Source organism: Fictibacillus terranigra, assembly GCF_030412265.1.
GTDB classification, from domain to species: domain Bacteria; phylum Bacillota; class Bacilli; order Bacillales; family Fictibacillaceae; genus Fictibacillus_C; species Fictibacillus_C terrinigri.
In genome coordinates this window covers 827,173-842,207 of the sequence record NZ_JAUHLN010000002.1, presented here as the reverse complement: position 1 = coordinate 842,207, position 15,035 = coordinate 827,173, and the positions used below count along the sequence as shown (strand labels likewise).

At 44.5% G+C, this 15,035-nt stretch carries 13 protein-coding genes and 2 riboswitches; of the genes, 8 read left to right on the top strand and 5 right to left on the bottom strand.

Annotation, left to right across the window (positions count from 1 at the left end; translation table 11 throughout):
* Window positions 1-43 precede the first annotated feature (43 nt).
* The gene (locus QYF49_RS12185) at window positions 44-1,237 is read right to left on the bottom strand and encodes an ornithine--oxo-acid transaminase (RefSeq protein WP_425589568.1); all 1,194 of its coding nucleotides are present in this window, start codon (window positions 1,235-1,237) and stop codon (window positions 44-46) included.
* A 149-nt stretch (window positions 1,238-1,386) separates the two neighbouring features.
* Between QYF49_RS12185 and QYF49_RS12180 the strand changes: the two genes are divergently transcribed.
* Both QYF49_RS12180 and QYF49_RS12175 read left to right on the top strand, forming a co-directional pair.
* Entirely contained in the window at window positions 1,387-1,749 is a 363-nt protein-coding gene (locus tag QYF49_RS12180; RefSeq protein ID WP_290399858.1) for a DUF1516 family protein, read from the top strand.
* Between the two features lie 87 nt (window positions 1,750-1,836).
* A complete protein-coding gene (locus tag QYF49_RS12175) occupies window positions 1,837-3,612 on the top strand; it encodes a GGDEF domain-containing phosphodiesterase (protein WP_290399857.1) in 1,776 nt (591 codons plus the stop codon).
* Between the two features lie 18 nt (window positions 3,613-3,630).
* Here the strand turns inward: QYF49_RS12175 and mtnA are convergent, their stop codons facing one another.
* The 3 genes from mtnA to QYF49_RS12160 form a co-directional block, all read right to left on the bottom strand.
* Window positions 3,631-4,686 carry an S-methyl-5-thioribose-1-phosphate isomerase gene (mtnA, locus tag QYF49_RS12170; RefSeq protein WP_290399856.1) on the bottom strand — a complete coding sequence of 352 codons (1,056 nt, stop codon included), beginning with the start codon at window positions 4,684-4,686 and terminating at the stop codon, window positions 3,631-3,633.
* Between the two features lie 5 nt (window positions 4,687-4,691).
* Window positions 4,692-5,903, bottom strand: coding sequence for an S-methyl-5-thioribose kinase (gene mtnK, locus QYF49_RS12165; protein WP_290399855.1), 1,212 nt, complete (start codon window positions 5,901-5,903; stop codon window positions 4,692-4,694).
* A gap of 82 nt (window positions 5,904-5,985) precedes the next feature.
* Window positions 5,986-6,139, bottom strand: a riboswitch (SAM riboswitch).
* A gap of 176 nt (window positions 6,140-6,315) precedes the next feature.
* On the bottom strand, window positions 6,316-7,101 hold the full coding sequence (locus QYF49_RS12160; RefSeq protein ID WP_290399854.1) for a carbon-nitrogen family hydrolase: 786 nt from the start codon (window positions 7,099-7,101) through the stop codon (window positions 6,316-6,318).
* 97 nt (window positions 7,102-7,198) lie between these two features.
* On the opposite strand from QYF49_RS12160, the gene QYF49_RS12155 reads away from it, so the two are divergent.
* From QYF49_RS12155 to QYF49_RS12135, 5 genes are all read left to right on the top strand, one after another.
* Window positions 7,199-8,371, top strand: a complete 1,173-nt coding sequence (locus QYF49_RS12155) for a pyridoxal phosphate-dependent aminotransferase (protein ID WP_290399853.1) — start codon at window positions 7,199-7,201, stop codon at window positions 8,369-8,371.
* Window positions 8,372-8,455: 84 nt separating this feature from the next.
* Window positions 8,456-8,564, top strand: a riboswitch (SAM riboswitch).
* A gap of 88 nt (window positions 8,565-8,652) precedes the next feature.
* On the top strand, window positions 8,653-9,894 hold the full coding sequence (gene mtnW / locus QYF49_RS12150; protein WP_290399852.1) for a 2,3-diketo-5-methylthiopentyl-1-phosphate enolase: 1,242 nt from the start codon (window positions 8,653-8,655) through the stop codon (window positions 9,892-9,894).
* Entirely contained in the window at window positions 9,891-10,553 is a 663-nt protein-coding gene (locus tag QYF49_RS12145) for a 2-hydroxy-3-keto-5-methylthiopentenyl-1-phosphate phosphatase (RefSeq protein WP_290399851.1), read from the top strand. Before mtnW ends, QYF49_RS12145 begins: the two co-directional genes overlap by 4 nt.
* On the top strand, window positions 10,550-11,191 hold the full coding sequence (locus QYF49_RS12140) for a methylthioribulose 1-phosphate dehydratase (RefSeq protein ID WP_290399850.1): 642 nt from the start codon (window positions 10,550-10,552) through the stop codon (window positions 11,189-11,191). The genes QYF49_RS12145 and QYF49_RS12140 overlap by 4 nt, the downstream gene beginning before the upstream one ends.
* Window positions 11,192-11,219: 28 nt before the next feature.
* A complete protein-coding gene (locus QYF49_RS12135; RefSeq protein ID WP_290399849.1) occupies window positions 11,220-11,756 on the top strand; it encodes a 1,2-dihydroxy-3-keto-5-methylthiopentene dioxygenase in 537 nt (178 codons plus the stop codon).
* Between the two features lie 104 nt (window positions 11,757-11,860).
* Here QYF49_RS12135 and QYF49_RS12130 read toward each other — a convergent pair whose 3' ends face one another.
* Window positions 11,861-13,000 carry an AI-2E family transporter gene (locus QYF49_RS12130; protein ID WP_290399848.1) on the bottom strand — a complete coding sequence of 380 codons (1,140 nt, stop codon included), beginning with the start codon at window positions 12,998-13,000 and terminating at the stop codon, window positions 11,861-11,863.
* Between the two features lie 148 nt (window positions 13,001-13,148).
* On the opposite strand from QYF49_RS12130, the gene asnB reads away from it, so the two are divergent.
* Window positions 13,149-15,005 carry an asparagine synthase (glutamine-hydrolyzing) gene (gene asnB / locus QYF49_RS12125; RefSeq protein ID WP_290399847.1) on the top strand — a complete coding sequence of 619 codons (1,857 nt, stop codon included), beginning with the start codon at window positions 13,149-13,151 and terminating at the stop codon, window positions 15,003-15,005.
* Window positions 15,006-15,035: the final 30 nt, after the last annotated feature.

Below are 15,035 nucleotides of genomic sequence, written 5' to 3'. Positions count from 1 at the left end.
AACAGGCTGCAAACTTCCAGCCTGTTTAAGCTTTTTCCCTCTATTAAACTGATAATACTTTTTTAATACGCTCGATTGCCCAGTTCAAATCCTCTTGAGAAATAATAAGCGGAGGAGCGAAACGGATCACGTTCTCGTGTGTTTCCTTGCAAAGAAGGCCTTCCTCTTTCAGCTTTTCGCAATATGGGCGGGCTGCTTCGCTAAGTTCAACCCCGATGAACAGGCCGCGTCCGCGAACCTCTGTAATGATCGGGTTATCGATGGATTTCAACTCTCTTAAAAAAAGTTCTCCCAGCTGGAAGGAACGCTCAACGAGATTTTCCTCATCAATAACCTCAAGAGATGCTACAGAAACAGCAGAGGCAAGCGGGTTGCCGCCAAAGGTTGAGCCGTGGCTTCCGGGGTTAAATACGCCAAGAATATCTTTATCCGCGGCTACACAGGAAATCGGCATAACACCGCCGCCTAATGCTTTGCCAAGAATGTACATATCAGGAACAACATCTTCCCAGTCACACGCAAACAGCTTGCCTGAACGGCCTAGTCCAGATTGAATCTCATCTGCTACAAAGAGGACGTTGTTTTCTTTACATAGCTCGCGTGCTTGTTTCAAGAAACCTTCCGGCGGAATGACGATTCCTGCTTCACCTTGGATCGGCTCCATGATGAAGGCTGCCGTATTCGGTGTGATCGCTTGCTTAAGTGCTTCCAAATCACCATACGGAATCAGCTTTATGCCGGGAAGCATCGGTCCGAATCCGCGTTTGTATTCTTCATCAGAAGACATGGATACAGCTGTCATCGTGCGGCCATGGAAGTTTCCTTCACAGGCGATAACTTCAGCCTGATTGGCAGGAACACCTTTTACGTCATAGGCCCAGCGGCGGACCGTTTTAATCGCAGTTTCAACCGCCTCAGCCCCTGTGTTCATCGGAAGAACCATGTTCTTTCCTGTGAGTTCTGTTACTTTCTCGTAAAAGTTTCCAAGCTGATCATTATGGAACGCACGGGATGTCAATGTGATACGGTCCGCCTGATCTTTTAACGCCTGAATAATTTTAGGATGTCTATGCCCCTGGTTTACTGCAGAGTATGCGCTTAGCATATCCATATATTTGTTTCCTTCCGGGTCATAAACCCAAACACCTTCGCCCTTGGAAATGACTATTGGAAGTGGGTGATAGTTGTTCGCCCCGAATTGTTCTGTTTTGGAGATGATGTTTTCTGTTTTAATCATATCTCTCACTCCAATCTGTAGTTAATGGTGAATCCCTTAACATTATAGCAATGAAAAGGCTTTCTTCCTACTATAAATTCTTGTGTTTCCCGGGCTGAAAACGTTCGTGGTATAGTAAAGTGGAGGATTATACATAGGAGGAAATAAATATGTTGCATTTTCATGTCTTTTCGTGGAGTATTGCGCTAGTTTTGTTCTTCGTGACTTATAGTCTATACACGAGAAAAAATAAAAAAATATCTAAAATTCTTCATATGATTCTGCGTTTGCTCTACATTGTGACCTTTTTTACGGGTGTTTCACTAATTTATTTATGGATTAAAGCAGGTGCAGTGAACCTGGGGCCGCTTATCGTTAAAGGAGTGCTTGGTCTGGCTGTTATCGGTCTTATGGAGGTCATGCTGAATAGTATAAAACGCAATGAACCGAAGAAGACCCGCTGGATCACTTTCATACTTGCATTGGCCCTTGTGTTCTATTATGGATATTCTGTATTGCCGATGAGCTTATGACGTCGATTGGTGTAAACAAATGAGCAAATAAGGCCGATAAAGAATACAGAGAACTGTAATTTGGCATTTGAATAAATCGAGGTGCTCATGATGAAGAACGATAACGAAGAAATAATGGCACTGTCCCATTTAGTGAAAGCATCGACCAATGAAATGATGAAGCTGAATGCTAGTCTTCAAGAATCGGAACAGCGCTATAAATCTCTGTTTGATCATAATCCTGATTTGATCTATTCCATGGATCTTGCCGGAGTGATTACGAGTGTGAACGCCTCGCTGACAAGACTGCTTGGATACAGACAGCAGGAAGTATTGAAAACATCGGCGATCACTTATGTTTTAGAGGCGGATCAGTTAAGCGTGATCAACTGCTTCAATCAATCGATACATGAACGGCCACAGAGTTTTACAGCCAAGCTTTTCCATAAAAAAGGGTACACCCTTGAATTCTGCATCACCAACCTGCCGATCATTGTTAACGGAGAGGTAGTCGGAGTCTATGGAATCGGTAAGAATGTTACAAAACAAAAGGAAGCAGAAGAAAAAATCGCTCATCTTGCTTTTCATGATCTACTGACCGGACTGCCAAACCGAAATCTTTTTGAGCAGCATCTGGATAAGTGCCTTAGGAAAACCGTGGAGGCGGGGGAGAAGACCGCTGTTATTTTTATTGATCTTGACCAGTTTAAGATGGTGAATGAGAGCCTTGGTCATCAAGCAGGGGACCAGTTTCTTAAGTACGCGGCAAAACAGATGAAAAAACGAATTGGGCGTCAAAGCATGCTTTCGCGCTATGCGGGAGATGAATTCATGCTCGTTATCAATGGCCTTTCCGGTGCAGAGGAAGCAGGAAGGATCAGCAGGAAACTTTCTGAAGCACTGGCAGTGCCGCTGAGCTATCATGGCCAGGAATTTGTTTTGACAGCCTCAATGGGTATAAGCATCTATCCGGATGACGGATTAACATCAGATGTTTTAATCAAGAATGCGGGGATCGCTCTTCACCGGGCAAAAGAAAAGGGAAGGGGAGAATGGGAGTTCTTTAAAGGCGAGATGAACGAATTTAAAGTGGAGAGGCTCACGATGGAGAGCTTTCTTCGGCATGCCATTTCCAAAGACGAACTGTCATTGTATTTTCAGCCGCAGATCAGCCTGGATGATGGAAAAGTCATTGCCCTGGAAGCGCTTGTCCGCTGGAATCACCCGCGTCTTGGTATTGTCTCGCCTGGGCTTTTCATCCCTCTTGCTGAAGAGACCGGACTGATCGGACACATAGGGAGATGGGTACTGAATGAAGCATGCCGGCAGCTGAAAAAATGGCATGAAACGATCAACAGTGAACTCTCCATCTCTGTAAATGTTTCAGGCCGCCAATTTCAAAAGCTGGATTTTGTATACGAAGTGAAAGAAGCACTCCAGCGCTCAAAGATTGATCCAAGGTTCTTGCACTTGGAGCTGACAGAAAGCATGATGGTGGAGAATGTACAGTATGGGATTAACATCATGAGGGAATTAAAGGAGCTTGGCATCAAAATATCCATCGATGATTTTGGAACAGGATATAGTTCATTGAGCTATTTAAAGGATTTTCCGATTGATATTCTTAAGATTGATCAATCCTTCATCCGCAACCTTTCAAAATCTGATCACAATTCAACAGATGCTGCCATTGTCCGGGCGATCATCACGATGTGCAAAGGGCTGTCCGTAACGGCTTTGGCTGAAGGCGTAGAAACGAAACAGCAGCTTCTCGTGCTTAAGGATTACGGCTGTGACCATGTACAGGGATTTTTTATCGGAAAACCGGTCTGTGCTGCTGAAGTTGAAAATTTATTTCATACGTATCATACAAAAAGCTCGTGACCAAAAGGGTCGCGAGCTTTATTTCTTCGTATTAAAAAATTCTTTTAGCTGCTCCTTATAGTTGCCTGAGGCGATTCCCTCCTCTGTGATGATCGCGGTAATATACTCGTGCGGTGTTACATCAAAAGAGGGATTGAATACCTTTATGCCTTCAGGTGCGATGGGCGTTCCTTGAAAGTGAGTCACCTCTTCTGCAGGCCGTTCCTCGATTGGTATATCTTCTCCAGCAGGTGTGTTCAAATCAATCGTTGAAAGAGGCGAGGCCACATAAAAGGGGATGCCTAATGCCTTTGCCTGCAAGGCAAGCCCGAATGTACCGATCTTATTTGCGGTATCTCCATTTGCAGCAATCCTGTCACATCCGACGATAACCGCAGCAATATTCTTGGTTTTTAATGTATGGGCCGCCATATTATCGGTAATGAGTGTAACGTCAATTCCCGCTTGCTGGAGCTCCCAGGCCGTCAGTCTTGCTCCTTGAAATACCGGCCTTGTCTCGTTGGCAAACACGGATAAGTTCCAGCCTTTTTCCTTTGCCAAGTACATGGGAGCAAGCGCCGTACCATAACGGGCAGTAGCGATGCCGCCTGCGTTGCAATGGGTCATCAGGCGGTCTCCGTTCTTTAGCAGAGTGAGGGCATACACTCCGATTTTACGGCATATTTCCTCATCTTCCTGTTGAATGAGGAGAGCTTCTTGCTCGATAAGCTGAACAGCCTCCTCAGTGTCTCCTGCTTGTATGGCAACGCCTGTCACCCGGTCGAGTGCCCAGAACAAATTAACCGCAGTGGGCCTCGATCCGGCAAGGTAATTTTTTTGCTGAAGCAGCTCGGACTTGAACTCGTCATAAGGCAGGGATTGGTTAGCCTTCGCCCACAATACAATCCCAAAAGCTGCGGCGATTCCGATGGCAGGTGCCCCTCTCACTTGCAATTTTTTTATGCATTCCCACACTTGTTCAATGGTCGTAACATTAATGTAGACAGTATGATGGGGAAGCTGCTGCTGATCAAGCAGCAGAAGATGATCCCCTTTATATCGTAATGAAGAAATCCATGTTTCTGTTGTACTCATAATGGTTAAACACTCCTGATGTAGGTAATAAATTCATCGATATTTTTTATGCTTTCAGCTTTCTTTATCCAATCGCTTCCAAGCTTCAGCACACGTTTTTTTAACTCGATCTGGCCATTGAAGTCTCCAATGGATTCAAGATCCTCGACATGGGCGAGTCCAATCGTGCGGCGGATCACTTCACAACCGGCAAAACCGATCATATCTGTAAAAAGGCCGCTGAGAATCTCTTCCTCAAATCCCGGGAGTTTTGTAGCGGCTTCCACACCTTCTTTTTTCCAAAGCTCCCGGTATTGGTCAGAGAAGGTTTCCCACGTATCTTTAATCACACCAAGCAAATAGCCCTGATAGTCGGACCTTTTTAGCGGATCAGAGATATGGAAGGAGTGGGCGGCATAATTCAATGCAATATTGGCAAAAAAGTGGGCGATATCAAATCCTTGAGGCCCGTAATAAGCAAATTCGGGATCGATGATTTTTGTAGTTGTTTCCGTAACGAATATACTTCCGGTATGCAGATCCCCATGGAGAAGTGCTTCAGCCCTTGTCAAAAATTTATATTTAAGTGCCGCTGCTCTTTTTTTCAACTCGGTATCAGTCCATAGCTCGGAAACGGCATCCTGCAGCTCCGAGGGAAAATCGTTGGTGTCGATGTCATAAAACGGATCGGTAAACACAAGGTCTTCCGTAATCTTGCAAAGTTCAGGGTTTATAAACGTTTGGACAAGCTCTTTTTTCTCGTAAGGATGCAGATAAAGATCACTCGTATAAAACAAGCTTTTGGCAATAAACGTGCCGATGTGGTGAGCAAGATGAGGATATTGAATCCCTTCGATCAGGCCTTTTCGCAGAATGACGTGAGACGATAAGTCTTCCATGACAGTGAGCGCCAGATGATGGTCTGTATAATAAACCTCTGGAACATGCTCAGGAGCAAATTCTGCTGATTTCTTAAGAGAATGGCTCTCAATGCGCGCCCTGTCAAGGGTAAGCGGCCAGCTTTCACCAACAACCTTCGCATAGGGAAGAGCCTGTTTTACGATAATGGATTTACCGGTAACTGAATCAATGAGGCGGAAAACCAGATTAAGGTTCCCGTCACCGATCTCATGGACTTCGATGTGTTGATAATCTGTAAACAATTCTAGTTTTTTTGCAAGCTCCACCACGGTTTGTTCATTCAGCGGCTGGTATGCTTGTTTGAGCGTTGTGGCCATCTATTTTACCTCCGGAATTTTTTGTATTAAAAAAAGGCCTCTTTTCTGGAAGAAAAGAGGCCTGGATATATAGATTCCACGCCTCTTATCTTGCAAAACAATAATCGTTTTGCTGGAATTAGCACCGTGCCATACTCTCCAGGCTTCTAGTAGTAGACGCCCCATTTCACAATGGTATTACGGTCGGTTGCTGGGTTTCATCGGGCCAAATTCCCTCCACCTGCTCTTGATAAGAGACAATAAATATAAAGTTGTTAGAAAAGACAGAATGCAATAATAATTTACAATGGCAATGATACAATCTTATCCATTGGCTGTCAAATTTTTTTTGTGAGGATCCCTTTCATGCATCAGTATGTGATGCACGATATGAAAGAAAATCAAATAATATGCTTTTACATAGCTTCTAATTTTAATAAAATTCCGGACGCCTGTCTTCAAACACAGGAATTCTTGTTCTTACTTCTTCAACAAGATCAGTGCTGATCTCAGCATAAAGAATGGTCTCTTCCTCTCCTCCTGCCTCTGCCACAATTTCCCCCCAAGGGTCAATGACCATCGTGTGACCGGCGAACGTGTTGTTCTTATCACTGCCCACACGGTTGCAGCCCACAACATAGCATTGATTCTCAATGGCTCTCGTTATGAGCAGGTTGCGCCAGTGAGTCAGCCTCTGGGATGGCCATTCGGCGGGAACAAACAAGATGGAGGCGCCATCTAGAATATGGGCACGGATCCATTCGGGAAATCGGATATCATAGCAGATGACGCCGGCTGCAGGAACGTTTTCGAGCATGAAATTTCCTTTACTTGACCCCGGAGAAATAAACTTTTCTTCCTGCATGAGACGGATCAGATGGAGTTTACTGTATTCGCCGGTCATTTCTCCTTTTCGATTAAAGGCGTACAAGGTGTTAAAGATTCCTTTATCCGTTTTCTTAGCAACGGAACCTGCAACAATATTTACTTTGTATTGACGGGCAAGGGAGCTCATTATCCGTTTGATCTCCTCGCCGTTTGCATCTCCGATCACATCCAGCCTTTCGAGATCGTAGCCCGTAGTCCACAGTTCAGGCAGAACAATGACATCCGGTTTGTTCTCTGCCGCTTGCTCGATCCTTTTCGATGCCCTCTTTATATTTTCCTTGGGATTGCCAAGCTCAATATCCATTTGTATCGCTGCAACAGTAAGTTTCATAAGATCCTCCATTAAAAAGTTTTGACAGATTTTTAATAAGCGTATAACATAATTCATTAGAATTTCAAGAAAATTACGAAAGACAGGATGTGTAACTGTGAAACAATTCCAGCAAGCAGAGGCTTTAACTCGTCTGCCTGAACAATTTTTTGCAAAGCTGGTTGGGAAGGTAAGCGCTGTAGCTGCTCAGGGGCATGATATCATCAACCTTGGCCAGGGGAACCCCGACCAGCCAACGCCTCCGCATATCGTGGCTGCTTTGCAAGAGGCTGCCCTTAATACGCAATATCATAAGTATTCTCCCTTTAGAGGTTATGATTTTTTAAAAGAAGCGGTTGCTCAATATTACAAGAGAGAGTTTGGCGTTGGCCTTGATCCTTTAAAAGAAGTAGCTGTCTTATTCGGGGGGAAGGCAGGCTTGGTGGAAATCTCCCAATGCATTTTAAATAAAGGTGACTTGGCCCTTGTTCCAGATCCTGGCTACCCCGATTACTGGTCTGGACTTGCCATGGCGGAAGCAGAGATGTGCATGATGCCTCTAAGAGCAGAAAATGATTTCCTGCCGGATTACTCTGAAGTGTCTAAAGAGGATGCAGAACGGGCAAAGCTTATGTTCTTGAACTATCCTAATAACCCAACGGCCGGGGTGGCAACCATTCCTTTCTTTGAAGAAACATTGGCATTTGCACAACAGAATGATATCCTTGTTGTCCATGACTTTGCCTATGGAGCGATTGGATTTGACGGTGATAGACCGGTGAGTTTTCTTCAGGTTCCTGGGGCAAAAGAACAGGGGATTGAAATTTATACGATGAGCAAGACTTATAACATGGCTGGCTGGAGAGTTGGTTTTGCCATCGGGAACGAAAGTGTGATTGAAAGCATTAATCTCCTTCAGGATCACTTCTATGTCAGCCTTTTTCCGGCTGTACAGGACGCTGCAGCAAAAGCACTCCTAGGGCCGCAGGATTGCGTTGAGCACCTGGTCGATATGTACGAGAATCGGCGCGATGTGTTTATTTCAGGATTGAAGAAGATTGGCTGGGATGTGACTGCCCCTAAAGGATCTTTCTTTTGTTGGCTGCCTGTACCTTCAGGATTTACATCTGAAAGTTTTGCAGATTATCTTCTCGAGCATGCGCATGTCGTTGTTGCACCAGGAATCGGCTTTGGAAAAGAAGGCGATGGCTATGTGCGTGCAGGGCTCTTAACGGATGAGAACAGGTTAAAAGAAGCTGTGGACAGGATCGCAAAGCTTAAATTATTTTGAGAGATTCCTTTTTTAAGAGATTGACAGATTTTTTGTTACCTGTCATAATCACAAGTAATTCTAACTTTCAAACAATTGTATTTTCTCTTATCAAGAGCAGGTGGAGGGACTGGCCCGATGAAACCCGGCAACCGGCTTATCCTTTAGGATAAAAACGGTGCTAATTCTTGCAGCGTCAGCTGGCAGATGAGAGGAAGCGGTATTTTTGTGTATATTATGCCTCTTCCCTCGGGAAGAGGTTTTTTATTGGAATAAATCTATGCTTTCGGAGGGATTTCAGCATGGCGACAATAACAGCAACCTATCTGGTTCATGATCCAAAAGGCAACTTTGAGAAAAAAGCGGAAGGCATTGCACTGGGATTAACCGTAGGTTCTTGGACGGATCTGCCAGAATTGCAAAAGGAGCAGCTGCGAAACCATAAAGGACACGTAGTGGAAATTACGGAATTGCCCGAGGATGAAAGGGTCAATCAATATTTTGGCGCTCCCAGAAAACAGGCGCTTCTTAAAATTGCCTATCCTGCGGCTAACTTCACACCAGACTTGCCCGCAATATTGACTACCGTTTTTGGAAAACTGTCACTGGATGGAGAAGTAAAGCTGATCGACCTGGATTTTTCCGGGCAGCTCGCTTCAGCTTTTCCCGGACCGGCTTTTGGAATTGAAGGGGTCCGTAATCAGCTTGGTGTATTTGAAAGACCTCTTCTTATGAGTATTTTCAAGGGGGTCATCGGGAGAGATCTCCAATATTTTAAGAACCAGTTAAGAGAACAGGCACTGGGTGGAGTAGATCTTGTCAAGGATGATGAAATTCTTTTTGATAATCCCTTGACCCCTTTTGAAGAAAGAATTAAAGCAGCTAAAGCGGTATTAATGGAGACAGAACAAGTGACAGGACATAAAACACTTTATGCCGTAAATCTGACTGGCCGAACGTATGACCTGAAAGATAAGGCGAAAAAAGCGGTGGAGCTTGGGGCAAGTGCATTGCTCTTTAACGTATTCGCCTACGGGCTTGATGTTTTGCAAAGCCTGGCTGAAGATCCTGACATCAGCCTTCCGATCATGGCTCATCCTGCTGTATCCGGGGCGATTACTCCATCAGAATTTTATGGGATCTCCAACCGGCTGCTTCTCGGCAAACTGCTCCGACTAGCGGGTGCGGATCTTGTCTTGTTCCCTTCACCGTACGGTAGTGTTGCTCTTCGCAAAGAAGATGCAATCGGCATTGCAGGTGAGCTGACAGAGAAAGAACCTCACCTGAAAGGCGCATTTCCTGTCCCTTCAGCTGGAATTCATCCGGGTTTAACACCTCTTTTATTGCAGGATTTTGGAGTGGAATGCATCATTAACGCTGGAGGCGGGGTGCACGGGCATCCTGGCGGAGCAGTGGAAGGCGGAAGAGCTTTCCGTGATGCCATCGATGGGTTGCTTCTGAACAAATCGCTTGAGCAGATCAGCCAGGAAAGCAAACCGTTAAAGCAGGCGCTGGACCTATGGGGCGGGCTGGTAAAAGCATGAGCAAGAGGAAAATAATATTTTGTGATTTTGATGGTACCATCACAGAAAAAGATAACATCATCGATATTATGAAAAATTTTGCTCCTAGGGGCTGGGAATATACAAAGGATCAAATTCTCAATCAGGAGATCTCCATTCGCGAAGGAGTGGGTAAACTCTTTTCCCTTATTCCTTCGAATAAGAAAAATGAGATCGCGGACTATGTTCTCTCTACAGCAAAACTGCGTGAAGGATTTAAAGACTTTGTTGCTTATACGAAGGAAAATAACATTCCCTTATATATTGTCAGCGGTGGCATTGATTTTTTCGTATACCCTATGCTCAACGGAATCATTAACAAAGAGCAGATTTATTGCAACGGAAGCAGTTTTCAAGGGGAGAAAATACAGATCCTTTGGCCGCACTCGTGTGATTCAGGCTGCAATAATGATTGCGGCTGCTGTAAGCCTACTATACTGAGAGGCTTTGATTCCTCTTCCTACGAAAAAATTGTAGTTGGGGATTCAATCACAGATCTTCAAGCTGCCAAGATTGCGGACAAAGTGTTTGCGAGGGATTATTTGATCGAGAAATGTAAAGAACACCATATTCCTTTTATTCCCTTCTCTACTTTTTATGAAATCATTGAGTTTCTCGAGAAAAAGGAAGTGACAATTTGAGTACGCTTGAAGCACTGTGGACAGAACTGGCTGATGTTAAGGATGAATTGGCGCTTAGGGACTGGTTTCCTGGAACAAGTGGAAACTTGTCCATAAAAGTGAGCGATGATCCGTTGAATTTTTTAGTTACCGCAAGCGGCAAGGATAAACGCAGAAGAACGAATGAGGATTTTCTTTTGGTAGATGCAGAAGGGATAGCGGTTGATCCAACGCATCTCCGTGCCTCCGCAGAAACCGGTCTTCATGCAAAAGTTTACCAGCTGACCGATGCGGGCTGCTGTCTTCATGTTCATACAGTAGACAATAATGTGATTTCAGAACTGTATGGAGACGAAGGTCAAATTACCTTCAGGGGGCAGGAACTGATAAAAGCCTTTAACATTTGGGAAGAAGACGGTGCAATTACGGTTCCCATTATTGAGAACTATGCCGATCTTAAAACTTTGGCGGAATGCTTTGGAACAGTGATCGGTCCTGATACAAGAGCGGTCCTTATCAGGAACCACGGCATCACCGTGTGGGGAAGGTCGGGATTTGAAGCGAAAAAACACCTGGAAGCATTAGAGTTTCTATTTTCCTATCATATTAAATTGAAATCGCTGCAGAAGCTTCACGATGGACAACCATCACTTATATAAAAATTGATAAAGCATAGGGGGATTCCAAATGGCACAATTACGTTTTCATGACAACAATGAAAGATATGAAGAGCTTGAGAAGGTCAGCCAATACCTTGAAAGCCAGGGAGTCATTTACGAAAAGTGGGACATTGAAAAACTTCCTTCTCACCTGAAAGAAAACTACTCTCTAAGTGATGAAGAGAAAGATGAAATTATCCAGGTCTTCAGAAAAGAGATTGATGATCTATCAGAAAGAAGAGGATACGTCACCGAAGACATCATTGCGCTGTCACCGGAGACACCCAATCTTGATGAACTTTTGAAAAACTTTTTGGCTGAACACCACCACTCGGATGACGAAGTACGGTTCATTGTAAGCGGGCATGGGATCTTTGCCATTGAAGGGCCGGAGGGCAGATTTTTTGACGTAGAGCTTGAGCCGGGGGATCTTATCTCTGTTCCCGAAAATTATCGCCATTACTTTACGCTCATGAATGATCGCAAAGTTGTAGCCGTACGCATCTTTAAATCAAAAGAAGGCTGGGTGCCGATCTACGAGAAACAGGAAGCTCAAGTTAAATAATGGTAGCAAACTGCAGCAAGGGATGTTCCCATGCTGCAATTTTTTTAAATACAGGAGAACCGCAAAACAAAACAAATGACGTGCTGAACCAGCACGTCATTTGTTTATGAAATAATCTTATCTTCTTCTGGCTGCTGTTCGCCCGATTGCTCTGTGCGCAGCTTAATGAGGCTGTAGGTGTGAAGGACGATGACCTTGAGCACGGCATAAACGGGAACAGCGAGTATCAATCCAAGCAATCCACCAAGGCTTCCTGCAACGAGAAGGATCGATATGATGGTAAGCGGGTGAATATCCAGCTTCTTTCCCATCACCTGAGGGGAAATGATGTTGCCTTCGATCTGCTGAGCGATCACCATAACGATCAATACTTTTACAATCATAAATGGAGAATCAATCACGGCAACAATCAATGCGGGGATTACACCAATGATCGGGCCGAGAAAAGGGATTACATTCGTAAACATCGCAATCACAGTAAGCAGAAGGGAATAGTCAATCCCTATGATCAGATAGCCGATATAGAGAAGAATTCCTACACATACACTGACAAGAATCTGCCCTTGAATATATGAACTTAATGCCATATCCATATCAGCAAGGATTTTAATGCCGTTTTTTCTCTGTGCCGGCTGCAGGAGACGGAGCACCATACGAGGAGCTTTTTCTCCCTCCTTCAGCATGTAGTACAAGATAAAAGGGACCGTAACGAAAACCATAATAATACTTGTGATTACACTAATAAAATTGGTGACGCTCGTGCCGATTGTAGCTGCACTTTTTGAAAGGTATTTCGTAATCTTATCAGAGAGGTCATTCATACTGAACTGGCTGTTTTCCTGAAAACGGCTGATCCATTCATTGTTTTGCAGTTCAGCCACTTTTGTACGGATCGCATCCATAAGAAACGGTGTATTCTTGATCAGGCTGTTAACCTGATGCTGAAGAACAGGGCCGATGGAGTAAAACAAGAGAACGAACAGTCCGATGGCTGCTAAATAAATCAGCAGTATGGACAATGTTTTCGGTACTTTTCTTGCATGAAGAAAAGTAACGATCGGCCTGAACAGATAATAGAGAACACCGGCAAGCAAAAAAGGGAAAAACAAAGTTTGAACAAGCACGACAAAGGGACGGAACACAAAACTTATTTTTGTTCCTGCCAAAATGATTAAAAAGACAAGCAGAATAGCATAACCGAAACGAAAAGCTTTGGATTGAGGCATATCTTCACCTGCGATCATTAGAATATATCTCATTATACATGCTAGCTTGCTAGCTTTTCAATTGTGCATTGTTCCCTATCCTATACCGTGAACCATTATTACTTACCTGCATAAAGTAAGTATTGGGCACTTATGGAAGGATGAAACAGCATCCGTAAAGGAAAGGATGATGACTGTGTGCGGGATAACAGGGTGGGTAGACTGGGAGCACGACGTTTCACAAGAGAATAAAACACTAATTAAAATGGCAGCAACCTTATCGAAGCGCGGTCCGGATGCTTTAAACGTATGGAGCCGGACACATGCCGGCTTCGGCCACGCAAGGCTGGCAGTCGTGGATCTTGAGGGCGGCGCACAGCCGATGACAAGAGGTGCCGGGAACGCGGCATGTACTTTATGTTATAACGGGGAGCTATACAACACGGAGGACTTAAGAAAAGAACTGCTGAAAAAAGGATACCGCTTTGAAGGACATTCAGACACAGAAGTGCTGCTTGTTTCCTACTTGGAATGGGGCGAGAGCTGCATCGATCACTTTAATGGAATCTTTGCTTTTGCAATCTGGGATTCGAAAAAGGAAAAGGTGTTTTTAGCACGGGACCGGCTTGGAGTTAAACCCCTCTTTTACTCTATAGCGGGAGGGCGTCTTCTGTTCGGCTCAGAATTAAAGGCAATACTGGCCCATCCGGAAATAAAAGCGGAACTGGAGAGAGAAGGGCTTCAAGAGGTTTTGGGGCTGGGGCCATCCAGAACACCAGGCCATGGCGTGTTTAAAGGTATCAGTGAACTTAGGCCGGGCCATGCGTTAACGTTTGATAGGAACGGCAAAACACTGTGGCGGTATTGGAACGTTAAAAGTGAATGCCATTCTCATACGCTTGACGAAACAGTAGCCAATGTAAGAGGGCTTGTTGTCGATGCCGTTCAGCGGCAGCTCGTGGCTGATGTGCCGGTTTGTACTTTTTTATCGGGAGGACTGGATTCAAGCGTAATCTCAGCAATCGCGGCTGAACACTTTAAAACAGAGAAGAGAGGACCGCTCCATACATTTAGTATTGATTATGTAGATAACGATAAATATTTTCAAGCGAGTGACTTTCAGCCGAATGCCGACGGTCCTTATATACAAAAAATGGTGGAGGCGACTGGCTCGGTCCATCACAGCTGTGTGATCGATACAGAGCTGCTCGTTAATCACCTAAGGGAAGCCGTCACAGTAAGAGACCTCCCGGGGATGGCAGATGTAGACTCTTCATTAATATGGTTCTGCCGGCTGATTAAAGAGCAGTCTACTGTAGCCCTTTCAGGTGAATGTGCAGATGAAATCTTTGGCGGTTATCCATGGTTTCATAAACCTGAAGTCATGAACCGCCCTCTTTTCCCATGGATGAGTTCAACAGAGGAACGGGAAGATCTATTGCATGATCATTGGAAGAACAAACTTAATCTATCATCCTATGTAAAACAACGTTACCATGAATCGCTTGCTGAAATGCCAAGACTTGATGGAGAATCAGGAATGGAAGCAAAGCGGCGTGAGATTTTTTACTTAAACATGATCTGGTTTATGACGACATTGCTCGATCGTAAGGACCGGATGAGCATGGGGGCGAGCCTGGAAGTCAGGGTGCCGTTTGCTGACCATCGAATCGTTGAATATGCCTGGAATATACCATGGGAGATGAAAATGCTCGAAGGCCGGGAAAAGGGGCTCCTGAGAAAAGCGTTGACGGGAATTCTCCCGCATGAAGTTCTTTACCGAAAGAAAAGTCCTTATCCGAAAACACATAACCCGAACTATACACAAAGTGTGAAAGAATGGCTTCAGTCGATCGTCGATAAGAAGAGTTCACCTATTCTGGAACTGATGAAGAAAAATAAAGTTCAGGAGATTATTGATACAAACGGCGAAGCATTTAAAGTTCCTTGGTTCGGGCAGCTTATGACCGGCCCGCAGCTCATGGCACATCTCTCACAGATCGATACGTGGCTGAAAGACTATAAGATCAATATTGTGGATTAATAAACAAACCGCGGAACGTGTTCCGCGGTT